This is a genomic window from Porphyrobacter sp. ULC335 (assembly GCF_025917005.1).
GTDB lineage: Bacteria > Pseudomonadota > Alphaproteobacteria > Sphingomonadales > Sphingomonadaceae > Erythrobacter.
Genome location: NZ_CP078091.1, coordinates 1,860,975 through 1,884,170 on the forward strand (window position 1 = coordinate 1,860,975; position 23,196 = coordinate 1,884,170).

The 23,196-nt window shown below is 65.3% G+C and carries 22 protein-coding genes; 5 read left to right on the plus strand and 17 right to left on the minus strand.

Annotation, left to right across the window (positions count from 1 at the left end):
• Positions 1-22 precede the first annotated feature (22 nt).
• Both uvrC and KVF90_RS08840 read left to right on the plus strand, forming a co-directional pair.
• Positions 23-1,984: an excinuclease ABC subunit UvrC gene (uvrC, locus tag KVF90_RS08835; protein ID WP_264391221.1), complete on the plus strand. Its 1,962-nt coding sequence runs from the start codon at positions 23-25 to the stop codon at positions 1,982-1,984.
• A gap of 9 nt (positions 1,985-1,993) precedes the next feature.
• Positions 1,994-2,818, plus strand: coding sequence for a hypothetical protein (locus tag KVF90_RS08840; RefSeq protein ID WP_264391222.1), 825 nt, complete (start codon positions 1,994-1,996; stop codon positions 2,816-2,818).
• A gap of 54 nt (positions 2,819-2,872) precedes the next feature.
• On the opposite strand, the gene KVF90_RS08845 is transcribed toward KVF90_RS08840, so the two are convergent.
• The 3 genes from KVF90_RS08845 to KVF90_RS08855 form a co-directional block, all read right to left on the minus strand.
• Entirely contained in the window at positions 2,873-3,793 is a 921-nt protein-coding gene (locus KVF90_RS08845) for an OmpA family protein (protein ID WP_264391223.1), read from the minus strand.
• Between the two features lie 188 nt (positions 3,794-3,981).
• Positions 3,982-5,805, minus strand: a complete 1,824-nt coding sequence (locus KVF90_RS08850; protein WP_264391224.1) for a DUF885 domain-containing protein — start codon at positions 5,803-5,805, stop codon at positions 3,982-3,984.
• 120 nt (positions 5,806-5,925) lie between these two features.
• On the minus strand, positions 5,926-7,440 hold the full coding sequence (locus tag KVF90_RS08855) for a carotenoid oxygenase family protein (RefSeq protein WP_264391225.1): 1,515 nt from the start codon (positions 7,438-7,440) through the stop codon (positions 5,926-5,928).
• 137 nt (positions 7,441-7,577) lie between these two features.
• Between KVF90_RS08855 and KVF90_RS08860 the strand changes: the two genes are divergently transcribed.
• Positions 7,578-8,393 carry a universal stress protein gene (locus tag KVF90_RS08860; RefSeq protein WP_264391226.1) on the plus strand — a complete coding sequence of 272 codons (816 nt, stop codon included), beginning with the start codon at positions 7,578-7,580 and terminating at the stop codon, positions 8,391-8,393.
• A gap of 108 nt (positions 8,394-8,501) precedes the next feature.
• Here the strand turns inward: KVF90_RS08860 and KVF90_RS08865 are convergent, their stop codons facing one another.
• From KVF90_RS08865 to hisG, 8 genes are all read right to left on the minus strand, one after another.
• Positions 8,502-9,428 carry an acyl-CoA thioesterase gene (locus tag KVF90_RS08865; RefSeq protein WP_264391227.1) on the minus strand — a complete coding sequence of 309 codons (927 nt, stop codon included), beginning with the start codon at positions 9,426-9,428 and terminating at the stop codon, positions 8,502-8,504.
• Positions 9,429-9,450: 22 nt separating this feature from the next.
• A complete protein-coding gene (locus KVF90_RS08870; protein ID WP_264391228.1) occupies positions 9,451-10,329 on the minus strand; it encodes a cupin-like domain-containing protein in 879 nt (292 codons plus the stop codon).
• Entirely contained in the window at positions 10,329-11,492 is a 1,164-nt protein-coding gene (locus tag KVF90_RS08875) for a GNAT family N-acetyltransferase (RefSeq protein ID WP_264391229.1), read from the minus strand. Before KVF90_RS08875 ends, KVF90_RS08870 begins: the two co-directional genes overlap by 1 nt.
• Positions 11,493-11,672: 180 nt before the next feature.
• Positions 11,673-13,766 (minus strand): sodium-translocating pyrophosphatase, encoded by a 2,094-nt coding sequence (locus KVF90_RS08880; protein WP_264391230.1) that lies wholly within the window; start codon positions 13,764-13,766, stop codon positions 11,673-11,675.
• A 189-nt stretch (positions 13,767-13,955) separates the two neighbouring features.
• The gene (gene thiL, locus KVF90_RS08885; RefSeq protein ID WP_264391231.1) at positions 13,956-14,813 is read right to left on the minus strand and encodes a thiamine-phosphate kinase; all 858 of its coding nucleotides are present in this window, start codon (positions 14,811-14,813) and stop codon (positions 13,956-13,958) included.
• A gap of 138 nt (positions 14,814-14,951) precedes the next feature.
• A complete protein-coding gene (gene nusB / locus KVF90_RS08890; protein ID WP_264391232.1) occupies positions 14,952-15,416 on the minus strand; it encodes a transcription antitermination factor NusB in 465 nt (154 codons plus the stop codon).
• On the minus strand, positions 15,413-16,708 hold the full coding sequence (gene hisD, locus KVF90_RS08895; protein ID WP_264391233.1) for a histidinol dehydrogenase: 1,296 nt from the start codon (positions 16,706-16,708) through the stop codon (positions 15,413-15,415). The genes nusB and hisD overlap by 4 nt, the downstream gene beginning before the upstream one ends.
• Complete coding sequence (gene hisG / locus KVF90_RS08900) at positions 16,705-17,397, minus strand: ATP phosphoribosyltransferase (RefSeq protein ID WP_264391234.1); 693 nt, start codon at positions 17,395-17,397, stop codon at positions 16,705-16,707. Before hisG ends, hisD begins: the two co-directional genes overlap by 4 nt.
• Positions 17,398-17,442: 45 nt before the next feature.
• Between hisG and KVF90_RS08905 the strand changes: the two genes are divergently transcribed.
• The gene (locus KVF90_RS08905) at positions 17,443-18,537 is read left to right on the plus strand and encodes a DUF2332 domain-containing protein (RefSeq protein ID WP_264391235.1); all 1,095 of its coding nucleotides are present in this window, start codon (positions 17,443-17,445) and stop codon (positions 18,535-18,537) included.
• Here the strand turns inward: KVF90_RS08905 and KVF90_RS08910 are convergent.
• The 4 genes from KVF90_RS08910 to KVF90_RS08925 are packed head-to-tail and all read right to left on the minus strand — an operon-like array spanning position 18,534 to position 21,002.
• Positions 18,534-19,427, minus strand: coding sequence for an alpha/beta fold hydrolase (locus tag KVF90_RS08910; RefSeq protein WP_264391236.1), 894 nt, complete (start codon positions 19,425-19,427; stop codon positions 18,534-18,536). The genes KVF90_RS08905 and KVF90_RS08910 overlap by 4 nt on opposite strands.
• Positions 19,427-20,236 carry an SDR family NAD(P)-dependent oxidoreductase gene (locus tag KVF90_RS08915; protein WP_264391237.1) on the minus strand — a complete coding sequence of 270 codons (810 nt, stop codon included), beginning with the start codon at positions 20,234-20,236 and terminating at the stop codon, positions 19,427-19,429. The genes KVF90_RS08910 and KVF90_RS08915 overlap by 1 nt, the downstream gene beginning before the upstream one ends.
• A gap of 50 nt (positions 20,237-20,286) precedes the next feature.
• Positions 20,287-20,739, minus strand: coding sequence for an NUDIX hydrolase (locus tag KVF90_RS08920; protein ID WP_264391238.1), 453 nt, complete (start codon positions 20,737-20,739; stop codon positions 20,287-20,289).
• Positions 20,736-21,002, minus strand: coding sequence for a BolA family protein (locus KVF90_RS08925; protein ID WP_264391239.1), 267 nt, complete (start codon positions 21,000-21,002; stop codon positions 20,736-20,738). Before KVF90_RS08925 ends, KVF90_RS08920 begins: the two co-directional genes overlap by 4 nt.
• A gap of 80 nt (positions 21,003-21,082) precedes the next feature.
• On the opposite strand from KVF90_RS08925, the gene KVF90_RS08930 reads away from it, so the two are divergent.
• Entirely contained in the window at positions 21,083-21,679 is a 597-nt protein-coding gene (locus tag KVF90_RS08930; RefSeq protein ID WP_264391240.1) for a DnaJ domain-containing protein, read from the plus strand.
• Here KVF90_RS08930 and KVF90_RS08935 read toward each other — a convergent pair.
• Together KVF90_RS08935 and KVF90_RS08940 are read right to left on the minus strand one after the other, a co-directional pair.
• Positions 21,676-22,302, minus strand: a complete 627-nt coding sequence (locus KVF90_RS08935; protein WP_264391241.1) for a glutathione S-transferase family protein — start codon at positions 22,300-22,302, stop codon at positions 21,676-21,678. The two genes, KVF90_RS08930 and KVF90_RS08935, sit on opposite strands and share 4 nt — an antisense overlap.
• Positions 22,303-22,346: 44 nt before the next feature.
• On the minus strand, positions 22,347-23,183 hold the full coding sequence (locus tag KVF90_RS08940) for an oxygenase MpaB family protein (RefSeq protein WP_264391242.1): 837 nt from the start codon (positions 23,181-23,183) through the stop codon (positions 22,347-22,349).
• Between the last annotated feature and the right edge of the window lie 13 nt (positions 23,184-23,196).

Here is a 23,196-nt window from a genome sequence, read left to right on the forward strand (position 1 = left end):
CCGCAGTCCCTATCTGCACCCCATGGCCAAGACCCCCGCAGGCACCCCTCACGATCCGCGCGGTGCGGAGCGCTTCAACGAAGAGCGCGCCGCCTACACCGTGTCCAGCGCGCAACCCGATCTGGAAGGCGGGTTGCAGGCGATCCGCGAGACGGTGAAGGTCTTGAAGCCCGTTCCCGGCGTGTACCGGATGCTCGATGCCCGGGGCGAGGTGCTGTATGTGGGCAAGGCGCGATCGCTGAAGGCGCGTGTCGCCAACTACACCCAGATCGCCGGGCTGTCCGGGCGTATTCTGCGGATGATCAGCCAGACCCGTTCGATGGAGATCATCACCACCAATTCCGAAGCCGAGGCGCTGCTGCTCGAAGCGCAGCTGATCAAGCGCTTCCGCCCGCCCTTCAACGTGCTGCTGCGCGACGACAAGAGCTTTCCCTTCATCCTGCTGCGCGCCGATCATGCTTTTCCGCGCATCCAGAAGCATCGCGGCGCGCGGCGGGCCAAGGGCAATTACTACGGCCCCTTCGCCAGCGCGGGCAGCGTCAACACCACGCTCAACGCGCTGCAAAAGCTGTTTCTGCTGCGATCCTGCACCGACAGTTTCTTCAACAACCGCGACCGGCCCTGCTTGCTCTACCAGATCAAGCGCTGCTCGGCGCCGTGTGTGGGACGGGTCAGCGAGCCGGACTATGACGCGCTGGTGCGGCAGGCGAAGGATTTCCTCTCGGGCAAGTCAGGCGCAGTGCAAGCCGATCTCGAACGACAGATGGCCGAGGCTGCCCAGAACCTCGATTTCGAGACCGCAGCGATGCTGCGTGACCGGCTGCGCGCGGCGACCTTCATTCAGGGCTCGCAGGCGATCAATGCGCAGGGGCTGGGCGACGCGGATGTCTTCGCGCTTGCCGCCAGCAAGGGGCAGATGAGCGTCCAGTCCTTCTTCATCCGCGGCGGGCAGAACTGGGGTCACCGCGCGCTGTTCCCGCGCCACACCAATGATGTGGAGGAGGCGCAGGTGCTCGCGGACGTGATGCTGCAATTCTACGAAGAAGTGCCGCCGCCGCCGACCATTCTTGTCGATCGCGACCTTCCCGAATGCGAGCTGATCGAGGCGGCTTTGAGCGAGGTGGCGGGGCGCAAGGTGCGGATCTCCGTCCCCGAGCGTGGTGACCGGCGCAAGCTGATGGCGCAGGCGCAGCGCAACGCTGTGGAGGCGTTGGAGCGGCGGCTGGCGGAAACCGGCACCAAGGCAAAGCTCAACCGCGAGCTGGCCGAGTTTCTCGAACTCGACACACCCCCGCAGCGGATCGAGGTTTACGACAACAGCCACATTCAGGGCAGCAAGGCCGTGGGCGCAATGGTGGTGGCCGGGCCGGACGGGTTCGAGAAGGGCCAGTACCGCAAGTTCAACATCCGCGAGGCGCAGACCAATGATGACTTCGCGATGATGCGCGAGGTGATGGCACGGCGGTTCCGCAACTTTGCGGAAGGCGAAGAAAACCCGGAAGCCAAGGCCGGAGGCCACGAGACCATCCTGCCGGACCTGATCCTGATCGACGGCGGCAAAGGGCAGCTATCGAGTGTCATGCGGGTGCTGGAGGAGATCGGCATAGCGGATGATATTGCGGTGATTGGCGTCGCCAAGGGACCGCACCACGGACGCGACGGGCGCGAGATTTTCCACTTCCCGGACGGCCGCGAAAAGATGCTGCCGGTGAACTCGCCGCTGCTGTTCCATTTGCAGAACCTGCGTGACGAAGTGCACCGCTATGTCATCGGCGCGCACCGCGCGAAGCGGTCGAAGGCGATCACCGCCAGTCCGCTCGACGAGATCCCCGGCATCGGCCCTTCGCGCAAGCGCGCGCTGCTGTTGCATTTCGGAACCGCATCGAAAGTGCGGGCGGCGTCGCTTGAAGACCTGCAACGCGCGCCAGGCGTCAGTGCACGGATGGCGCAGCTGGTTTACGATTTCTACCATTCCGGCGGGTAAACTGTCGGCATGACGCAAGTTGTCTTCGCCCATTTGTCGCTGTTCGGGGTTCCTGCGGCAATCATCGGATTGCTGCTGCTTGGCCATCGACTGACGCCTCCCACCATCTGGAAGAGCTTTCCGGTGCAGGCGCTCGCCACGATCGCGTTTCTGGGCTGTATCGGGGTGCCCTTCGCGATCCTGCGGATCGACAGCCAGGGCGAGTATTTCGATGACGAGACCGAACTGGTCAGTCAGGCATTCGCCCTGCCCGCAGGGGTGAAGGTTGACCGGCCAGGTGACAAGTCGGTGCGGCTGGGCGATTGCTGGCGTAATTCTGTCAATTGGCGGTCAGAGGTGACGTTCGCCGATGCCGCTACCTTTGACCGGTGGTTTGCAGGCCAAGGCTTCCAGCAGGGGATTGTCCGTCAGGTCGCGGGCTATTTCGGCCAATCATCTGAGCGGGTGAGCGTCGCGCCGGGCGCGCTCGACCTGCTGCCGCGTGATCCGAAACACGTGCTGTCGGACGAGAACGGATCTTATCAGAGCAACGTCCGCATTCTGGAGTTCTACCAGCCGTTCGTCTGCGCGGCGATCGAGCGGGGTGCGGATGGCAGCATCACGCTGCGCCGCTGCGATCCGATTGCCGAAGGCGGGGACGTGGGCAATGCGGGTCAGGTCATCGTCAAACCGAACGCCATGAAGCGCACACTCGAAGGCCGGATCTATTATGCGACCGGACCGTCCTATTGCACCAATCCGCTCCGGCGGGCGGTGAACGGTGCGCTCGGCCTGCCTCATCCCGAGGCTGGCCCGCCAAATACCACGATCAGCGGGCCGTTGCCGATCGGTTGAGCCAGCGTGCTGCGACGACCCGAAACGGGCCGCCGCAGCACACCAACGCAATATTTACTGCCCGTCGAGCGCCTTGCTCACCAGCACATTGACCGAAACGCGGCGGTTCTGCGCGCGGCCCGCAGCGGTGGTGTTGTCAGCCGCCGGATCGGCGGTTGCCATGCCGGTCGGGGTCAGCATGCGGTAAGGCTTCCACTTGCACACCTGCTGGAGGTAATTGACCACCGCCGACGCGCGCTTTTCCGAAAGCGCCTGGTTCACTTCTTCCGATCCGGTCGAATCCGTGTAGCCGAGCACCAGCATCAGCGAGTTCTCGTTTGCTCCGGCGGTCTGGGCAGCGGCGCAGAGTTCAGCCTTGGCACCCGGCGAGATCACAGCCTTGCCGGTGTCGAAATAGACATTGGTGGTGCTCTTGAGGTTGTACTTGTCGATATCGCCGAGGCGACCGCGCAGGGCTTCGGTGGCGGCGGCGTTGGCCTGGATGGCCGCGCCCTGCTCGCCGAACTGCTGCTGGGTGCCGCCGCGGATCATCCGCGCGATCTGTGCATCGTCGCTGGTAAAGCGCACTTCGTTGGCGACGAGGCCCTGACCGTATTCCGAGGTCTTCACCACGACCGGCATGCCGTTGAGCAGCGCGCTCTGATCGAAGGTCTTGTTGCCGATGCCGAGGAACCCGCCGCGGGTGCGGATTTCGGTTTCGGGGTGCAGCGTCACCATCGTGGTGGTGCCGTCGTTTGCGGTAACCTGCAGGCGCGAGCCACGGCGAGCGGAAATGATGCCGGTGACCTTCGGTCCCTCGGCCATTTCAGCGAGCGGCGGCAGCGAGCCGTAAACGGTGGTCAGCACCTCGCCTTGATCAGCGGTCGCGGTTTGCTCGGGCTGGGTTTGCGTCTGGGCGGCAAGGCCGGTGGCCGAAACGGCGCCCAGCAAAGCGATCAGTGCGAGGCTGCGCGAGTGGCGAATGGTGGTTTTCACAGCGTATTGCTCCTGTGTGAGGGCCGCGATCCCGTAAGGTGGCCCGTGTTTGAATTTTCTGCGCGTGGCGTGGTTGTTCAGCAACACCTTGCCAGCAGATGAACGTCAATCCCCCGGCTGCCACAGGAGCGGGCAACCGGGGCTTGGAATGCGGCAAGTTGATGACCGGGAGGGTGTTCCCGGCCCTGCTATTTCGCAGCTTCGGCAGCGATCCAGCGGTCGATCTTGGCTTCAAGCACGGCCAATGGCAGGCCGCCGGTGTTGAGAACCTGCTCGTGGAATGCCTTGATGTCGAACCTGCGGCCAAGCTTGAGTTCGGCCTTCTTGCGCAGTTCCTGGATCGTCAGGGCGCCGATCTTGTAGGCCAGGGCCTGCGACGGGATCGCGATGTAACGGTCCACTTCGGCGATCACCTCGGTCCGCGTCATGCCCGAATTGTCCATCATGAATGCGATCGCCTGATCGCGGGTCCAGCCCTTGGCGTGGATGCCGGTATCGACCACGAGGCGCATCGCGCGCAGCTGTTCGTCCTGCAAGGTGCCGTAGCGGTTCCAGGGATCCTTGTAGAAGCCCATCTCGTAACCGAGCGTCTCGGCATACAGCGCCCAGCCTTCGACATAGGCGGTCGTCCCGCCGTAACGCATGAACGCGGGCAGGGCCTCGTTTTCCTGCGCCAGGCTGATCTGGAAGTGGTGCCCCGGCGCGCCTTCGTGGAGGTACAGCGTGACATTGCCCGGCGTCAGGCGGCTCGGCAGGTCATAGGCGTTGAAATAGAACACGCCGGGCCGCGCTCCGTCGGCCGAACCGGACTGGTAGGAGCCGCCCGCTTCGAACTTCTCGGTCGTGGGGTCATAGGGGCGGATTTCGAGCGGCGACTTGGGGATCAACGAGAAGTAGTCGCCTATCTTGGCATCGACCTCGCGGCCGATCCGGTAATAGTCCTGCGTCAGCCCTTCGCGGGTCTTGGGCTGGAACTTGGGATCAGTGCGGACATAGTCGAAGAACTGGGTCAGCGTGCCCTTGAACTTCACTTCCTTCTTGAGCTTTTCGAGATCAGCCTTGATGCGCGCGACTTCCGAAAGGCCAAGCTGGTGGATCGTCTCCGGGGCGAGCGGCAGGGTGGTCGAATCCTCGACCAGCCGGGCGTAAAGCTTGTCGCCGCCCTTCATCTGGCTGAGCCCGATGCTGTCGCGCGCGGCCGGCAGATACTCGTCGCGCAGGAAATCGCGCAGCCGCGTGTTGGCGGCGTAGATTGCGGCGGTCTTGGCCTCGTAAGCCGTCGTCAGACGCGCCTTGTCGGCATCGGAGATTCCCTCGGGGAAGGTCTTCACCGGCCCCATGTACTGGGACTCCGCGATCGGCTGGTTGATCTGCGTGTCGAGCTGGGTGACCATGATCCCGACAGTCAGCTTGGTTTCGACCACGCCGCTCTTCATGCCATCGCGGAACTTGCTGATCGCCCGGTCGACGAAGGCGATGTAATCATCGTGCCGCGACAGGTTGTCCTCGTAATTGGCGAGGGTCTTGAACGGGGCGACCCCGGTGCCGCTGGCGAATGTCGGATAAAAGGTGTGCAGCCCGAAGAAGTGGTTGAGCGGGCGCACCTCGGTCAGCGCACGCATTTCGTCGGTGACGCCGGCCAGCGCGCGCTCCTGCGTGTACTTGAACACATCATAGGCGAGCGCGTCGGTCGCATCGAGCTTGGCGCGGTCAATGGCGGCCAGCAGCGCGAGGTTCAGCTTGATGTCGGTGCGCGAGGCGAGGAAGCTTGAATCGGTCAGTAGATCGCCCAGCCGGCCCGCATTCTCCTCGTCACCGCGGAACAGACGGCTGAGCGGATTGAGTGCCAGTTCGCGTTCGTCTGCATCTTCGAACAGGGCGAAAAGCTTGTCGTGCTCTGACTGGCTGGCGGGGGCGGCGGTCGTCGTGGTTGCGGCAGCGGTCTGGGCGAGCGCAGGCGTGGCAACGAACAGCAGCGCGGTCGACGCGGCAAGGGCAAGGCGCAAGGTCATGTAAGGAGTCCCCCGGGGCAAAAGTCCTAGCCGCGCGCGGTAGGCCGGGGGCGGGGCAGGCGCAACCGAATGGGCGACGAGCGACCTTGCCGCTTCGACCGGCGTCTTGACGTCATGCCGTCAGGCGGTGGCAAAGCGCCTTGCGTGGAAGGCCGCGTCAGCCCGCAACTGGTCGTGCTCGACCCATACCGAGTGCGTCCCCGAGCATAGTTTGTGCGGCAGGGCGAGACGGCAGATCGGCCCTTTGGCAATGTCCGACGCATCCAGAATCGCACATTCGGAGGTGCCGGTGTTCTCGTCGATCAGGAAGGTGATGAGGTAGCCTTCTTGTTCGCCTACCGCTTCGCTACTTGAGGCGGAGGGTTTGCGAGGGATCATCGGGCTTTCGCTCGCATAGACGCCTTCAGGCAGGCGGTAGACCTGTTCCCCGCCCGTATCGGTGTCGTGGCGGACATAGCCATTGAACAGGAACCAGCCGGGCCGCGTTGTCGTCGACCAGACGTAGCGGCTCTTGTGCATGGCGTAGCGCGGGTTGATCATCCCGAATTCGACGATCTTTTCACCCAAGCGCTCCTCGCGGGTTTCGCCGGTTTTCAGGTTGAAGCGCCAGCGGTGAAGGCGGCTCTGGAAAGAGTGTTCGTCGACATAGGCCATCATGTGGCTGTAGCGGCCCATTTCCTCCAGCGGATCGGGCATCGGCTTGGCCTGATGGTAGCCTTCGAGGATGACTTCATCCCCCTCTTCCCAAGCGTTGGTCCAGTGCAGCACGTAGGTCGGGGCAGCCTCGAACCAGCGGATGTCCTGCGGCTGGCCGCGGCGCGGGATCAGGCCGAACCGGGTCGGCACGCCATCGTGTATCCGCGCGGCATGAATGTTCCGCCCGAGCAATTCCTCGTCCCAGAAAAGCGGCATATCATTGAGGATCGACCAGTTCTTGGTGATCGCCATGTCGTGCGGCAGGCGCGGTCCCGGCAGCGGCACGGGGACGTAATGCACAAGGCTCCCGGTGCGATCGACAACCCCGTAATGCATGAAGGGCGCGTGCTTGGAGTAGTTGAAGAACATCAGCTCGCCAGTGTCTTCATCGACCTTAGGGTGGGCCGAGATGCCATCCAGCGGCACCCAAGGCGCCTTGCCCCGGCTCCCCAGCGTAACCGGATCGAGCATCCATGCCTCGCCGCACTGGTAGAGCGTGGCATAGGCCGTGCCTGCGTGAACGATAATGTCGGTCGAGCCGGTGTCCTTGAGACCCCCATGCGCGCCAAAGCCCGGGCGTTTCGACGTGCCCCACGGGTCCATCAGCCCGCCCCACAGGCTCTGGCCCGCGATCTGTTCGGCTTCGAAACAATGCGTGCGGACAAAGCGGTTGCGGTAGCTCGCCTTGCCGCCGGAGATATTGACCTGATGGATCATCGCATCGCCATCAAAAGGATGATGGCGGCCGAGCGGCTGGTGCACCTGATTTTCGGTGTTGCGCAGATAGATGCCGTCAATGTCGGCCGGAATCTCACCCGAAATCACTCGCAGTTCGGCAACATCGACTTCCTCGTGCAGCGGCGTCCACGGCCCTGTCAGGTAGGGGTGGTTCGACGGTTCCAAGGACGTTTTCACCGGCGGGTGGCGCGTGATCTGCATGGTCTCTCTCCTGACGACAAGGATGCGCGAGTGCGCGCGGACTGGCAAGCCGGGACAGCGCCTTGCGAAATTTGATTACGATCAAGGTCAGCCGCGTCACATTGGCGGATAATGCCTGCATCAATGGGAGACACGCGATGAAATCCATTCTGCTGCATATCGATCACGACCAGGCCATGCAGGCCCGCCTGCAGGTGGCGCTCGACATTGCCCGCGCGACCAATGGCCACATCACCTGCCTTCAGGCGGTCAGTTACGAGGTCTTTGCGCCGGGCGACTTCTACGGTTCGGCGATTGCTGCGGCGATGCCGGTGATCAAGGAAAATGCCGATAATCTGCGCGCCAAGATCGAGAAGGAGCTTGAGCACGAAGGTGTGCCGTTTGACTGGCGGTTCGTTTACGGCATCGCACCGCACCGCCTGCTCGAAGCATCGCCGCTCGCGGATATCGTGCTGGTCGGGCCCGTCGAAGCAGGCAGCGACGGGCAGGGGCCTTCTGCACTGGTCGGCGATCTGGTGCTGAAGTCTCCGGTGCCGGTGCTGGTTGTGCCGAAAGATGTCCGCAGCTTCGATATCGGTGCGCCCATTCTGGTCGCATGGAATGGCTCGTCCGAAGCCGCACACGCGCTGCGCGCCGCCGTGCCGCTGCTGGCCTGCGCGTGCAAGGTGACGCTGGCGAGCATTGCGGAGTCTTCCGACAAGGCTCGTTTCGATTTTCCGTCAAGCGAAGGGGCGAGATATCTCAGCCGCCACGGGATCGAATGCGAGATCGTCGAAATCCCGCGCGGGGAAGCCAGCATCGCCGACACGCTGTTTTCCGCCGCGCAGGTGCGCGATTGCGGGCTGATGGTGATGGGTGCCTATGGCCATTCGCGGCTGGCAGAGCTGCTGCTGGGCGGGGTCACGCGCCGGATGCTGAGCGATCCGCAGATGCCGATATTGCTCGCGCATTAGTTTGTTGCGCCCTCAAACGCCGGGCGGCGGACATCCGTCCGCCTTGGCTTTCGCGCCAAAAGGCGCGGCGCGCGGTCGCGCTTGCGGCGCTGCGCGCCGAGGGTGTCCCTATGACTTTGCAACCCTCTTCCTCATCATGCCTTCCTGCGCGACGCTCGCTACGAGTTCGCCTGCGAGGTTGAATATCCGCCCGCGGTTGAACCCGCGTCCGCCGCCAGACCACGGGGCGTCGGTGGCGTAGAGCAGCCATTCGTCGGCCCTTGCGTCACGGTGGAACCACAGGGCGTGATCGAGGCTCGCGCCGACCAGCTCGTTGCGCATCCAGCTGAGGCCGTGTGGCAATGCGCTGGTGCCGAGCAGCGTGTAATCGCTCGCGTAGGTGATGATCGCGCGGTGCAGTTCGGGCGTGTCATCGGCGCCGGTGATGGGCGCAGCGACCCGGAACCACGTATGCGCGCGGGGTTCGCGCGGCTCGCGGCTCATCCAGTGCAGCCGGTCGATGGTGCGCATCTCGATCGGGCGCGGGCGCAGCATCATGCTGCGCTGCTGATCGCTGAGCTTGTCGCCCCATTGGGCCGCAATCTCGCGGCGCAGCTCCATGTCGGGGCGCAGATCATCGGGCAGCGTGACATCGGGCATGGGGGAATCAATGTGCTCCAGCCCGTCCTCCGGCTGCTGGAAGCTGGCGGTGAGGTTGAGGATCGGCACGGCGATCCCGTCCTCGTTCTCCTGCGCAGCGACGACCCTGCGGTTGGCAAAACTGCGCCCGTCGAAATCGCGTTCGATCCGGTATTCGATGGCCGCGCCCTCGCGCCCGCCGCGCAGGAAGTAGGCATGCAGCGAATGCGCCGCCTTGCCGTCGGTCACACTCGCCTGTGCGGCCTGGAGCGCCTGAGCGAGCACCTGACCGCCGAACACGCGTCCGATCCCGTCCAGCTGCGGCGGCCCGGCATAGACATCCGCAGCGCGCTTTTCGACGGTAAGCAGGCGGATCAGGCCTGCGACCAGTTCATCGTTTGTGGGGGTCTCGCTCATGGGGCGAGGCCATGCTTGCGCTTTACGCGCCCGTCAATCCCAGCTTGCGCAAGGCGCGGAAGGCATAGGCCTTCGCATAGTTCTGATGCGGCCAGCGACCCGGGGCGGCGGGATGCAGCCCCCGCTCGCGCAGGATCGCATTGAAGATGCGGGCGTCGCTCTCGCGGTAGCTCCACTCGCTGCGCCAGGTGATCGACAGCGATACCGAGGGGGCGGGGCCGTTCTTCACGAAATGCGGCGCCATCACCGGCACGAACAGCGCTTCTCCGGGGCTGAGCGGGAATACGCTGCCGTGGGTGAGGAAGCTGTCATCCCACTTCAATTCGCGCGGGCCGCCTGAATGGTAGGTCTCGTGCGCTTGATCTGGCACGAAGCGCGAGTCGCCTGCCGGGAACTGGGTCATCGCCTTGGTTCCGCGGATCTGGAGCAGGATATTGTGCTCCGGATCGAAGTGGTAGGGCGTGACCGAATTGGGGCTGGAGACGAAGATAAAGCCCTGCGGTGTCAGCATCGCGCCGGTTGCGGTCTCGATTTCGGGGCGGATTTCCTCCAGCAGGCCAAGCAGCAGGTCTTCATAGGCGGGCACCTGCTCGATGTTCTTGAGCACCGCCCAGCTTTCGGCTTCGGCAACCTTGCGGATGGTTTCGGCGATGGTCATGCCGTTCGATCCCGGCTTGCCGTCCACCCCGATCGGCAAATCGCCGCGGTTGTATTCGACCGATGTCATCGGCAGGCGCTCGGCCAGCTGCGCCAGCGCTTCGATCTCCAGCAGCGGGTGGCTGGTGAGGTTATGGGCCAGAATATGCGGCTTTTCCGGATAGTGTGCCGCAAAACGCGCGCGTGACGCAGCGGCGAAGACGGGTGCGGACAGCGCATCGGCAAAATGGGCAGGGGCGTTCATCAGGTGCTCCTTGATCGGGTCTCGTAGGCCATCAGCAGGCGGAACAGGGCGCGACGCAGAGGCCCGCCGATAGCGATGTTACGGCTCACCATGCGGCGCTTGTCCCGCCACAGGCGTTCGATCATCGGATGGCCTTCCACCGCGCAGCTATCGGCCCATTCGATCCCGGGCCGTTCCAGCAGGGCGAGGTTCTCCAATTGCAGCAGCATCCCCGGAGAGAAGCGGGCGTAACCCTCGTCGAAGGCGGTCTTGAAGCTGTAGGCGCCGGGCGCGGTGATGAAATTGGCGAGCATCGCGATGGCGCGTCCATCAAGCCGCAGCGCCAGACGCTCCAGCCTGCCCGCTGCCGCCGCGCCCGCCATGGCCTGTTCGAACAGGGCGCGCGTTTCGGGGGCGCTGGCGAGGGCCGATCCAGCCTCTCCCTTCCACCCGGCCGCTTCCAGCGCGAGAAATTCTGCGATCCACCCGGCCAAGCCCTCATCGCCTGCCAGCCGCTCGAAGGCGAGCGTACCTTCTTCGGCAAGGCGATTGTGCTGGCGGCGAAGCTCCTTGCGCTTCTTGGCGCTCATCGCGGCGCACAGGTAGGCTTCGGCGCTCGTCTCGCCCGTCAGCAGCGCGCGGCTTTCCCGAGCCACGTCGTAACAGGCCCGCGGCCGCGCAGCGATGGCCCGTTCGAGCGCCGCGTTGGCGGGGCCTTCGACCGGCATTTGCGGCAGATGCAGAAACAGCGCCCGCCTTGCGCTGCGGTCGAAATGGGTGAGCAGGTCTGCCCAGAATGCGTCTTCCAGCCCCGCGGCGATCAGGGGCACGCCGCAGAACGCATTGGTGTGAAGCCAGCCCTTCGCATGGGTGACGACGTGGCCGTAATATTGCGCGCTGCGCACCACCGGCAGCAGACCCGCCAACCGGCCTTGGTGAAACCACGCCTTGGTCCGCACCCGCTCGCCACCGCCCCATTGGCGCAGCGCCGGGAGCAGGAACCACGGCTCGAAGAAGGGATTGGGCTCGCACGCGCTGCGCACCAGCCGCTCCCAGTCGGCGACAAAAGCGGGATCGCTCAGCTCATCAATCGCAAGCAGGCGGAGCTGGCCATGCGGCAGGGCAGTCGGCGCAAAGCGCGCGCTGCTGCCGGTGCGAAAGCTGTCCGCACGTCCCATGTCCATTGTCGTTAACCCTGCCTTGCCGCGCAGATCCGTGCGCTGCGAAAGCAGATGGCACAGGGCAATTAAGAAAGCCTCAGCGCGGCGCGGGGCTGTCCGATGCGGGGACAGCGGCCCGGGCAAAGATAAACCCCGCCGGAATTGCTCCCGGCGGGGTTGGTTTGGTCACCATCGGATGAGGGGTTATGCGCCCCCTGCCGCGAGCGCTGCAAGCAGCAGCAGGGCGACAATGTTGGTGATCTTGATCATCGGGTTGACGGCCGGGCCAGCGGTATCCTTGTAAGGATCGCCGACCGTATCGCCGGTCACCGCAGCCTTGTGGGCTTCGGAGCCCTTGCCGCCGTGGTGGCCGTCTTCGATGTACTTCTTGGCGTTGTCCCACGCGCCGCCGCCCGAAGTCATCGAGAGCGCGACGAACAGCCCGCCCACGATCACGCCCAGCAAGAGCGCGCCGAGAGCGGCAAAGCCGTTCGCCTGCCCCGCCACGAGGGTAATCACGAAGTAGACCGCGATCGGTGCCAGCACCGGCAGCAGCGAGGGGAGGATCATCTCCTTGATCGCTGCCTTGGTCACCAGATCGACCGTCCGGGCGTAGTCCGGCTTGACCTCGTAGGTCATGATGCCCGGGTTCTTGGCGAACTGGTCGCGCACGTCCTTCACCACTTCGCCCGCAGCCCGGCCCACCGCCGTCATGCCCATTGCGCCGAACAGGTAAGGCAGCAATGCGCCGAGCAGCAGCCCGACGATGACATAGGGGTTTTCAAGGCTGAAATCGACCGTGATCCCGCTGAACAGCTCGCGCAGGTCAGCGGTGTAGGTGGCGAACAGCACCAGTGCGGCAAGGCCTGCCGAACCGATGGCATAGCCCTTGGTCACGGCCTTGGTGGTGTTGCCCACTGCGTCCAGTGCATCGGTCTTTTCGCGCACGCTATCATCGAGCCCCGCCATTTCGGCAATGCCGCCGGCGTTGTCGGTCACCGGGCCGTATGCGTCGAGCGCCACGACCATGCCCGCCAGCGCCAGCATTGCGGTGGCCGCATAGGCGATGCCCATGAGCCCTGCGAGCTGGAAGGCGATGATGATACCCGCGCAGATCACCAGCGTGGGCAGCGCGGTGGCTTCCATGCTGATGGCCAGACCCTGGATCACGTTGGTGCCGTGGCCCGTTTCCGAAGCCTTGGCGATCGAGCGCACCGGGCGGTAATTGGTGCCGGTGTAGTATTCGGTGATCCAGATGATCAGGCCGGTGATGACCAGACCCAGGAACCCGCAATAGAACAGGGTGCGGCCGTTATAGGCCTGTCCTGCGATGGCAGTTTCCATATCGCCCAGCGTGGCGCTGATCGCGAACCAGATGGCCGGAACCGACAGCACGGCGGTGACAAGGAAGCCCTTGTACATTGCGCCCATGATGTTGGTGCCGCCGCCGAGGCGGACGAAGTAGGTGCCGATGATCGAGGTGACGATGCACACGCCGCCGATCAGCAGCGGCAGAACCATCAGTGCGAAGAGGTTGTCTGCGCCCTTCATCAGCAGCGCCGTCAGCACCATGGTGGCGCCGACGGTGACGACATAGGTCTCGAACAGGTCGGCGGCCATGCCTGCGCAGTCGCCGACATTGTCGCCGACGTTGTCCGCGATCACGGCCGGGTTGCGCGGGTCATCTTCGGGAATGCCAGCCTCGACCTTGCCGACGAGGTCGGCGCCGACGTCAGCCGCCTTGGTGAAGATCCCGCCGCCGAGACGCGCGAAGATCGACACCAGCGAAGCGCCCAGCGCCAGCGAGGTCAGGCCGATCACCACCGGACGGCTATCCGGAGCCAAGCCTGCGGGACCGGTAAGGTACCAGAAGAACACGGCAATCGCGAGCAGTGCGAGGCCCGCCACGAGCATACCGGTGATGGCCCCTGCACGGAAGGCGAGGGTCAGGCCCTGCTGCAATCCGGTCATTGCGGCCGCAGCGGTGCGCACGTTCGAGCGCACCGAGACGTTCATGCCGATGAACCCGGCAACGCCCGAAAGCACCGCGCCGATCACGAAACCGACCGCCGGGATCGCGCCCAGCGTGACGGCAACAATCACCGCCACAATCACGCCGACAATGGCAATCGCGGTGTATTGGCGCTTGAGGTAAGCTTGCGCGCCTTCCTGAATGGCGGCGGCGATTTCCTGCATTTTGGCATTGCCGGCATCCGCGCCGAGCACCTGCCTGCTGGTGATGAAGCCATAGACTATGGCAAGCACCCCCAGCCCAATCGAAATGAGCAATAAATTCACGAGCAATCCCCTCTCGTCTTTTATGTTGCATCCCCTGTTGGGGAGCATGCGCCTCGTTTGATCCCGTGGGCGCAAGGCACACAGTCATAGGGACTCGCGACATGCTGGCAAGCCTCTGGCGGGGCAGGAGTCCCCGATTTGCAACGCTCTCAGCAGTTTTGTGAGGGACGCTCCGATTGCGGCGCGCGTTCAGCCGTGGCGGTAGCCGAGGCGCGAAGGGTCGTGCAGTGCCTCGCCGCCGAGGATCAGCGGGGCTTCGGCGCGGGCGGTGACCACGCCGATCCGGTGCGCCGCGACCGGTAGCTGCGCGGCTGAGGGAGCGGTGAACAGCAGTTCGTAATCGTCGCCCCAGCGCAGGCATTCGCCAGACCGTGCGGGGTCGGCGACCGGTATTTCGTGCGAATTCAGTGCCATGGTTACCCCGCTTGCTTCCGCCATGCGCCAAGCGTCGAGCAGCAGGCCGTCCGAGACATCCATCATCGCGGTGACATGGGGGGCGAGGGCAATCCCCTCGGCAAGGCGGGGGACCGGGCGATTGAAGGCGGCGAGGTGTTCGGACAAGCCCTCGAAGCCCAGCATGGCGCGCCCGACCATACCGGTGAGATAGACATGGTCGCCCGGCTGCGCGCCGCTTCTGGCCGGAACGGGGGTGTGGACCGCCCGCCCGATCGCGGTGAGGCCGAAGCTGCGGGCACCGCTTGCGGCAACCGTATCCCCGCCCAGCAGCGGTGCGCCGTAGGTGGCCAGTGCCTCGTGCAACCCGTTGAGAAACCGCGCATCATCGCGGCCCAGCATGTGGCCGAGCAGCACCCCGACCGGCTCCGCACCCTTGGCGGCAAGGTCAGAAAGGTTCGAGGCAACCAGCTTCCACGCCACGTCCGCCATATCGGCATCGGCGCGGAAATGCGTGCCTTCGGCCATCATGTCGTGGGTGATGACTAAGGTTTCGGCTCCCACTGTCAGAACCGCGCAGTCATCCATCAGACCCCGCGCACCCGGATGGAGTGGTACGGCGCGCAGGGCGGCGATGAAGTCGGCTTCGTTCATCAAAGTCCCTCCCCGTTGCGCAGCAATGGGGAGGTGGCACCGCGCAGCGGTGACGGAGGGGTGAGCGGAGAGGGACTAACCCCTCCGACCGCGCTCACGCGCGGCCACCTCCCCATTCGTTCCGAACGGGGAGGGACTTTACCGCGCCTCTTTGGCCACCGCATCGAGGATCCCGTTGACGAACTTCGCCTGCCCGTCATCGAAGAAGGCCTTGGCGACTTCCACGTATTCGTTGATCGCCACCGCCGCAGGCACATCGGCGCGGGCGAGCAGTTCATACGTCCCGGCGCGCAGCACTTGCAGCATCGCCTTGTCGAGCCGCGTGAGGCTCCACCCGGCGGCGAGCTTGCTGGCCACCAGCGCATCGATCTCGTCCTTGCGGGCGTCCACGCCGCGCACGACATCGTCGAAGAACGGCACTTCGGCTTCGGCATATTCGGCGTCGTCGAAATCATCATCGTCGATGGTGCGGCCCAGCCGGTGCTGGTGGAATTCATCGAGCAGCCGCGCCAGCGCAGTGCCTTCCATGTGCTGCTGATACAGCGCCTGCACGGCAGCGAGACGCGCCGCCGAGCGGGCTTTTGAGCGGGCAGGAGAGTTCATTTGATCCTCAGTTCCACGGACTTGGCGTGGGCAGGTAGCCCCTCGGCATGGGCGAGGGTGGCGGCGGCAGGGCCGATCGCCTTGAAGGAAGCCTCGTCAAGGCCAAGGAAGCTGGTGCGCTTCATGAAATCGAGCACCGAAAGCCCGCTCGAAAAGCGTGCGCGGCGGCCGGTGGGCAGCACGTGGTTGGGGCCAGCGACGTAATCGCCGACCGCCTCGGGCGTCATCCGGCCGAGGAAGATACTCCCTGCATGGCGGATGCTCTTGAGGTAAGGCTCGGGATCATCGACCGCGATCTCGACGTGCTCGGCGGCCAGCCGGTTGGCCAGCGCAGGCGCTTCGGCCAGCAGATCGTTGACGACGATCATCACCCCGTGTGCCTCCCAGCTCGTCCGGGCGGTCTTGGCGGTGGAAAGCTGGCCGATCTGCAAGTCGATGCAATCCTCCACCTGCCGCGCAAAACCGGCATCATCGGTGATGAGGATCGATTGCGAGGTCGGGTCGTGTTCGGCTTGGCTGAGCAGATCGGCAGCGATCCAGTCGGGATCGTTCTTGCCGTCCGCAATCACGAGGATTTCCGAAGGTCCGGCGACCATGTCGATGCCGACCACGCCATAAAGCTGGCGCTTGGCCTCGGCCACCCAGGCATTGCCGGGGCCGGTGATGACATCGACCGGATTGATGCGCTGCGTGCCATAGGCGAGCGCGCCCACGGCCTGCGCCCCGCCGACGCGCCAGATCTCGTCCACGCCCGCGATGTGCGCAGCGGCCAGCACCATCGGGTTCGACTGACCCTTGGGTGTTGGCGTGACCACCACCAGACGCTCGACACCCGCGACCCGCGCCGGAATGGCGTTCATCAGCAGCGAGGAAGGATAGGCTGCACGTCCGCCGGGGACATAGAGCCCCGCAGCATCCACCGCCCGCCAGATCGCGCCAAGCCGCACGCCCGCGCTGTCGACATAGTCACGGTCCTGCGGCAGCTGCGCTTCGTGATAGGCGCGGATGCGCGCCGCCGCGAGTTCCAACGCGTCGCGCAGATCAGGAGCGAGTTCGTTGTACGCCTGTTCGCAGCGTTCGCGGGTGATCAGCCAGTCCGCATCGTCCACCAGCGTGTAGCCATCGAAGCGCTGCGTATATTCCACCAGCGCAGCATCGCCGCGCCCCTTCACGGCCTGAAGAATGCTGGAGACCTGCCCCGCGACATCGCTGTCGGATTCGCGCCGGGCATCGACGATGCGGGCGAACTTCGCTTCGAAATCGGGCTGGAGGGTGGAGAGGATATTGTTCATGCGGCGTCCGCCTTTGCGCTGCGTTCCTGTGCCTCGCGGCGGAAGGCATCGACCAGCGCGGCGACGCGGCGGTCGGTCTTCAGAGCCGTGCGGTTGACGATCAGGCGCGCGGAAATCTCGAGGATGACCGAGGTTTCGACCAGCCCGTTTTCCTTCAGCGTCTTGCCGGTCGACACCAGATCGACGATCTGGCGCGCAAGGCCAAGCGACGGGGCCAGTTCCATCGCGCCGTTGAGCTTCACGCATTCGGCCTGCACGCCCGCCGCTTCGAAATGGCGGCGGGTGAGGCTGGGGTACTTGGTGGCAACGCGCAGGTGGCTCGCCCCGGCGGCATCCTCCCCGTCGCTGACCAGCCGCGCGACCGAAAGGCGGCACAGCCCGATCGCGAGATCGACCGGCGCATAGAGATCGGCGTAGTCGAATTCCTCGATCACATCGGAACCGACGATCCCGATCTGCGCCGCGCCGTGGGCGACGAAAGTGGCCACATCGAAGGCGCGCACCCGGATCAGGCGCATGTCGGCGCGGTTGGTGGCAAAGGCCAGCGCGCGGCTTTTGGGATCGTGGAATTCGGCATCCGGCTCCACGCCCGCACGCGCCATCACGGGCAGCGCCTCGTCGAGGATGCGCCCCTTGGGGACAGCGAAGGTCAGCTGTCCGGGATTGTCGGAAAGGCCAATGGTGGTCATGATTGGCCGCGCACTTAAGGATGCAAGCGGCAAAGGGCAATGGGAATGGGTGGATCAAGCCAGCGTCCGGCTTATGAATTCGTCGACATGAACATCGCCGGGCCGGGCGCGGTGGCGACAGCCTTCGCCAATCAGGTCGCCTATTGCGAGGCGGCGGGCGCGCATGTCACCGCGCGGGTGTGCAGCGGGATCGGGGCGGTGCTGGCTTCGGAGGCGACGGGCGAGCTGCTCGATCGGGTGCGCGGCTGGCCGGGCGCGCCGCTTGCCGATGCGCTGCCCTTGCGGGTGGCGGGCGGTCTTCATGCGCTGCACCTGTCAGGTGCGGCAAACGCGCTTGGCCCGATCTATCGCGGTGAGCCTGCGGATGACGCGGTGGTGATCGCACAGGTGATTGCCGCGCACGAGGCGGCGCTGCTGCCGTGGCTCGACGGGCCGCCGCAGACCAACGAGGCGGGGCGCTCGGCCAATTTCATCGCCGCGATGCTGTGGCTGGCGGATCGCGGCTTGCCTGCGCGGTTCGAATGTCTCGAAATCGGATCGAGCGCGGGAATCAACCTGATGCTGGACCGCTACGCCTATGATCTGGGCGGGGTGCGGGTGGGACCGGAGGATGCGGTGATGCGCTTCGCCCCCGAATGGCACGGCGCGACTCCGCCCGCGCAGGAGATCGCTATTGGCAGCACGCGGGGCTGCGACGTCGCCCCGGTCGATCTGACCGATCCGGCTGAGGCGCTGCGGCTCAAGGCCTATATCTGGCCCGAACACTCCGTACGATTTGAACGCATGGACGCCGCAATCCGCGCCGCGTCCGAGCGCAAGCCCGATCTGGTAAGGGCCACCGCTGCCGATTTCGTGGAGGCGGAGCTTGCGAGCCCGCAGCAGCCCGGCACCACGCGGATGCTGATGCATTCGATCGTGTGGCAATATGTGCCTACCGATCAGCAAGCGCGGGTGACGGCGGCGATGGAAGCGGCAGGGGCAAAGGCCACGCCCGAGCGCCCGCTCGCCTGGATCATGGTCGAGGCCGACCGCACAGTGCACCGCCACAAGCTGACGGTACGCTTCTGGCCGGGCGGGGGTGAGGAAGTGCAGCTCGCATGGTCGCATCCCCACGGGGCGGATGTGGAGTGGCTTGCCTAGCCCGCGAGGAAATCCTCCATCGCCGCGTTCACCGCCTTCGGCGCTTCCCACGGCACGAAATGCCCGCAATCGGGCACGCGCACGATGGTGAGTGGGTCGATGATGTCCTCCAGCCCCTCGAGGTTCTCAGGGGGCAGGGCGAGGTCGTCCAGGCCCCAGATCACCAGTGTCGGGATGGTCAGCTTGGGGAGGGTGGGGGGCGTCCACCCAGCCGGAATTTCGAAAGGCGCGTCCATCGGCGGCACGTCGATCGGGCTCGCGCGGTAATAGTTGAGCATCCCGAAGGCGGCATCGCGGTTCTGCCAGTCGAGCAGCAGCGCATCGCGCTCCGCGGGCTCCATTGCGCTGGGGCGGTCCCACTTGACCTCCTTCAGCAGCAGGCCGGTCAGGCCATGCTCCTTGACCAGCGCGTCATTGGCCGGATCGCGGAAGCCGCGGATATACTGGCTCGCCTCGCGCTGGCCGGGGTGGGTGTAGAGCAGCTTCTGGAAGGTCACCGGGTGGGGCGCGTTGGCGATCACCGCACGGGTGACGCGCGCGTGCTGGCCGCCCAGCGCCACGCCCCACGCCAGCGCGCCGCCCCAGTCGTGGCCGACGATGGTGAAATGCGCGATCCCCAGCGCGTCGGCCAGCAGGAACACGTCACCGATCAGCTTGTCGGGCGTGTAGGCCTCCACCGCCTGTGGCTTCGATGACCCGCGATAGCCGCGCTGGTCGGGCGCGATGCAGCGGAACCTGTCCGAGAAATGCGCGATCTGGTGCCGCCAGGTGCGGTGGCTCTCAGGGAAGCCGTGGAGGAAGATCAGCACCGGCGCATCGACCGGGCCTTCGTCGACGATGTTGAGGTGGATGCCATTGGCCAGCGCCACGCGCTTGAGTTCGAACGTCATCAGTTCTGCTCCAGCTTGTCCATGTAACCCTTGGCGACCATGCCCGCGGTCTGATCGAACAGCGCTTCGGGCGTGCGGCGCGCTTCGCCCATGGCCAGTTCCATGCCCTCGGCGACGATGATCTCGCGCTCTCCGGCGGCGATGCCATCGAGCATCGTGCGTGCGGCGACATCGGCCGGGATGCCTTCGTCAATCGCCTTGTCGGAGCGTCCGCGCTGGGTGCCGTCGGCGTTGAGCGCGTTGCGCGACACATTGGTGGCGACCGAGCCGGGGTAGATGGTGTGGACCGAAACGCCGTTGATCGAGAGCTCCGCCCGCAGCGCATCGGCATAGCCTGCAAGGCCGAACTTGGCGGCGGAATAGGCGGTGCGCATCGGCACGCCGACCTTGCCCGCGATGGAGGAAATGAACCCGAGCGCGCCTAATCCGCGCTCCGCCATATGGCCGATCAGGCCCTGGCTGAAGGCGATCTGGGCGAGGAGATCGACTTCGATGATGTCGCGATAGACCTGCATCGAGGTTTTGAGCGCGCGGCTGCGCTGCGAGATACCCGCGTTGGCAAAGGCGATATCGACGCCGCCTTTCCACGCAATTGCTTTCGCCGTGGCTTCCGCCAGCGCAGTCTCGTCGCGCACATCAAAGGCGAGGATCAGGCTCTCGCCGCAATCCGCAGCCACCTCGGCGAGCCGCGCTTCATCACGGCCTGACAGCACCACTGCCGCACCCCGCGCCGCCAATTCGCGCGCGAGGGCTGCGCCGATGCCCGATGAAGCCCCGGTGATCCACGCCACCTTGCCTGCAAATGTCATGTCTCTCTCCCGTTTCGCCAAGGACTAGCGAGCGCTTCGGTAGAGGGCAATCAGGTTGCGATGTGAGACCGGATGATCGCGGCAAGCTCCACGGGGAACACCGCTTCATGCCAGTGTTCCAGCTCGTTGAGGGTGAACCAGCGGTGCTGCGTCATCAGCGCCAGCTCGGTCTCGGTGTGGCCGCTGGTGTCGATCCGCGCTTCATCGACGTGCACGAGGAAGAAGCGTTCGTCGGCTTGCACAGGCTCGCCCTGCACGGTGATGAATTCGGGCGTCATCTGCATGATCTGCGGGCCGGGATCGGCGGTGAAGCCGGTTTCCTCGAACAGCTCGCGCCGTGCGGCATCCTCGAAACTCTCGTCCGGCTCGCACTCGCCGCCCGCCGTCACCCAGAAGGGCGGGCGGCCGGGCACGTCATAGCGGAACATCAGGGCGCGCAGATCGGGATCGATCACGATGAGCCGCGCTGCGCGGCGCAGCCGTAGTGCGGGGTTCAGGCTCATGCGCCCGGCACGCTCGCCTTGATCGCCACAGCGTGGACCCGTTGGCCGACGATATCGCCCAGCGCCGCAATCACCGCACGCTGGCGGGCAAGGCGGTTCATCGGGGCAAAGGACGATGCTTCGATCTCGATGGTGAAGTGCGATTCGCCCGATCCGTCATCGCCCATGTGGCCGCTATGCTTGGCACTGTCGTTGATGATCGCCAGCTGCGTGGGCGCGAAGGCCTCGGTCAGAAGGGCGTGCATTTCCTCGGCGACAGACATCGGGTCTTTCCTTCTTTGCAATTGATCAGCGGCAATTCGGGGTTGGAACTTGCGCCCCCAATCGCCATTCTGGACTGCCTATGCCTTCACCACGATTTCATGGCCGCGTCGAGAGCGCCGAGCGCCCCTGCGAGGCCCCCGGCTGCCGCGAGGCGGGCGAATTCCGTGCGCCCGGCCGCCGACCCAATGGCTTTGACGGGCCGGGCGATTGGCGCTGGTTCTGCCTGCAACATGTGCGCGAATTCAACGCGGGGTATGACTGGTTTGAAGGGATGAGCGCGGAAGAAATCATCGCGGCGCAGTCGCCGATTGCCGGATGGCGAACGGAAACCCGCGCGTTCCGCCCCGATGCGGGGGTTGATGGCGTGCCGCGCTGGGCCGACTATGCCGACCCGCTCGATGCCATCGCGGCGCGGGCGCGCGGCATCCGCAGCCGGGCCGAAGGGCGGGCGCGGGAAGCGGCGGCGACTATTCGCTTTTCGGCCGACGAATCGCGCGCGCTGGAAGTGATGGGGCTGGGCAGCGACACCGATCGCACCCGGCTGCGGCGGCGTTATTCCGAACTGGTGCGGCGCTATCACCCCGACCGCAACGGCGGCGACCGGCGGCACGAGGCGCAGCTCACCGCGGTGGTCGATGCATACCAGTTGCTCAGGAAAAGCGCCGCGCTGGCCTAGTTCTGCGCGCCTTTGATGATCGCGGCATCGATGGCGTTGGCCTCGACGTAGGCGGTGCGCTGGGTGATGCGCGCGACATAGGCCTTGAACGCAGGTCGATCCGGGATCGAGCCGAACCGCAGGCCCCACACGAATTGGCTGCCCACATAAGTATCGGCCATGGTGAAGCGGCTGCCGGCGATAAAGTCGTTTTTCGAAAGCCACCCATCCAGCGCGTCAATCGTCTGATCGAAGCTGCCGAACCCGGCCTGCCCCTGCTTGCCCTCGGGCACCTCCCAACCGAAGGATCGCGCGATCAGCGCCTGTTCCAGCGGCCCGGCGGCGAAGAACAGCCAGCGGAAATAGGCGGCTTTTTCGTGCGTGTCGGGCAGCAGGCCTTTGTCCGGGTGCGTTTCGGCGAGATAATGGTTGATCGCGGCACATTCGGTGATGACGTGGTCGTGACCCTGATGGTGGTGCACCAGCGTGGGCACCTTGTTCATCGGGTTGATGTCCTTGAAGCTCTCGGGCCGCGTTGCCCAGTCGAACACCACATGCTCGTAATCCGCGCCCGCCTCGTGCAGCGCCCAGCGCGCAATCTGCCCGCGGCTCATGGCGACGGTGTAGAAGGTGAATTCGGCCATTGGTTCTCTCCCGTCGCGGGCCTGCGTTGCCCGTCTCAAATTGTCTATTGCCGGAACGCCCAGCGCAAGGTGCGGCCCACGCCCCATGTGGCGGCGCGTGCGGGAAGCGCGGTCAGCATCGGGCGTTGCAGGCTGAGCATGGTGCGCGCCCAATCGGGCAGCATCGCGACGGCATCGGCGGTGATCATCGTCTGCACGGCCAGCGGCGTGCCCGGCGGGCGCTGACCGAGGACGAGCTGCGCAACCTCGCGCGCTTCGGGCGAGGTCGCAAGATCGTGGCGCAACATGCGGAAAATCCTGTCGGCTTCGGCGCGGGTTTCGGGCACCGGATCGGCACCCAACGCGCGGGCGATCACGGCGAACTGGCGGTAATATTCGTCCTGTTCGGCCGCTGGCATACCGGGGCGCACATGGCGGATATATCCGGCAAGAAAGCTCTGCGCCTCTGTCACGTGGACCCACGCCAGCGTGCGCGGATTGGTGGCTTCGTAGCGCGAACCATCGGGCAGGGTGCCGCCGACATGCGCGTGGATGCGGTTCACGCGATCGATCGCCTTCATCGCCTCGTCGCGGTGGCCGAAGGTGGTGACCGCAATGAACCGCGCGGTGCGGCGCAAGCGGCCATGCATGTCCTCGCGGAAGTTCGAATGATCCAGCACGCCCTGCAAGGCATGGGGGTGGAGCATCTGGAGCAGCAGCGCACGCACCCCGCCGGTCATCATCCCGACGATATCGGCATGCACCTGCCGGATCGGGCTGTCGCGTTCAAACAGCGCCTCGTCAGAGGGCGGGGAGGGGGTCTGGCCCTTGCTCGCATCGTGAAACACGCCGCGCACCTGATCGACCAGTTTGAGGCGCAGCGATTCGAAGGGATCGGCCATGGACCGAGATATA

What these genes read in the sequence shown, in the direction of transcription:
- uvrC (WP_264391221.1), top strand. Translation starts at nt 23, where the DNA reads ATGGCCAAGACCCCCGCAGGCACCCCTCACGATCCGCGCGGTGCGGAG.
- KVF90_RS08840 (WP_264391222.1), top strand. Translation starts at nt 1,994, where the DNA reads ATGACGCAAGTTGTCTTCGCCCATTTGTCGCTGTTCGGGGTTCCTGCG.
- KVF90_RS08850 (WP_264391224.1), bottom strand. Translation starts at nt 5,805, where the DNA reads ATGACCTTGCGCCTTGCCCTTGCCGCGTCGACCGCGCTGCTGTTCGTT.
- KVF90_RS08855 (WP_264391225.1), bottom strand. Translation starts at nt 7,440, where the DNA reads ATGCAGATCACGCGCCACCCGCCGGTGAAAACGTCCTTGGAACCGTCG.
- KVF90_RS08860 (WP_264391226.1), top strand. Translation starts at nt 7,578, where the DNA reads ATGAAATCCATTCTGCTGCATATCGATCACGACCAGGCCATGCAGGCC.
- KVF90_RS08865 (WP_264391227.1), bottom strand. Translation starts at nt 9,428, where the DNA reads ATGAGCGAGACCCCCACAAACGATGAACTGGTCGCAGGCCTGATCCGC.
- KVF90_RS08870 (WP_264391228.1), bottom strand. Translation starts at nt 10,329, where the DNA reads ATGAACGCCCCTGCCCATTTTGCCGATGCGCTGTCCGCACCCGTCTTC.
- KVF90_RS08875 (WP_264391229.1), bottom strand. Translation starts at nt 11,492, where the DNA reads ATGGACATGGGACGTGCGGACAGCTTTCGCACCGGCAGCAGCGCGCGC.
- thiL (WP_264391231.1), bottom strand. Translation starts at nt 14,813, where the DNA reads ATGAACGAAGCCGACTTCATCGCCGCCCTGCGCGCCGTACCACTCCAT.
- nusB (WP_264391232.1), bottom strand. Translation starts at nt 15,416, where the DNA reads ATGAACTCTCCTGCCCGCTCAAAAGCCCGCTCGGCGGCGCGTCTCGCT.
- hisD (WP_264391233.1), bottom strand. Translation starts at nt 16,708, where the DNA reads ATGAACAATATCCTCTCCACCCTCCAGCCCGATTTCGAAGCGAAGTTC.
- hisG (WP_264391234.1), bottom strand. Translation starts at nt 17,397, where the DNA reads ATGACCACCATTGGCCTTTCCGACAATCCCGGACAGCTGACCTTCGCT.
- KVF90_RS08905 (WP_264391235.1), top strand. Translation starts at nt 17,443, where the DNA reads ATGGGTGGATCAAGCCAGCGTCCGGCTTATGAATTCGTCGACATGAAC.
- KVF90_RS08910 (WP_264391236.1), bottom strand. Translation starts at nt 19,427, where the DNA reads ATGACGTTCGAACTCAAGCGCGTGGCGCTGGCCAATGGCATCCACCTC.
- KVF90_RS08915 (WP_264391237.1), bottom strand. Translation starts at nt 20,236, where the DNA reads ATGACATTTGCAGGCAAGGTGGCGTGGATCACCGGGGCTTCATCGGGC.
- KVF90_RS08920 (WP_264391238.1), bottom strand. Translation starts at nt 20,739, where the DNA reads ATGAGCCTGAACCCCGCACTACGGCTGCGCCGCGCAGCGCGGCTCATC.
- KVF90_RS08925 (WP_264391239.1), bottom strand. Translation starts at nt 21,002, where the DNA reads ATGTCTGTCGCCGAGGAAATGCACGCCCTTCTGACCGAGGCCTTCGCG.
- KVF90_RS08930 (WP_264391240.1), top strand. Translation starts at nt 21,083, where the DNA reads ATGCCTTCACCACGATTTCATGGCCGCGTCGAGAGCGCCGAGCGCCCC.
- KVF90_RS08935 (WP_264391241.1), bottom strand. Translation starts at nt 22,302, where the DNA reads ATGGCCGAATTCACCTTCTACACCGTCGCCATGAGCCGCGGGCAGATT.
- KVF90_RS08940 (WP_264391242.1), bottom strand. Translation starts at nt 23,183, where the DNA reads ATGGCCGATCCCTTCGAATCGCTGCGCCTCAAACTGGTCGATCAGGTG.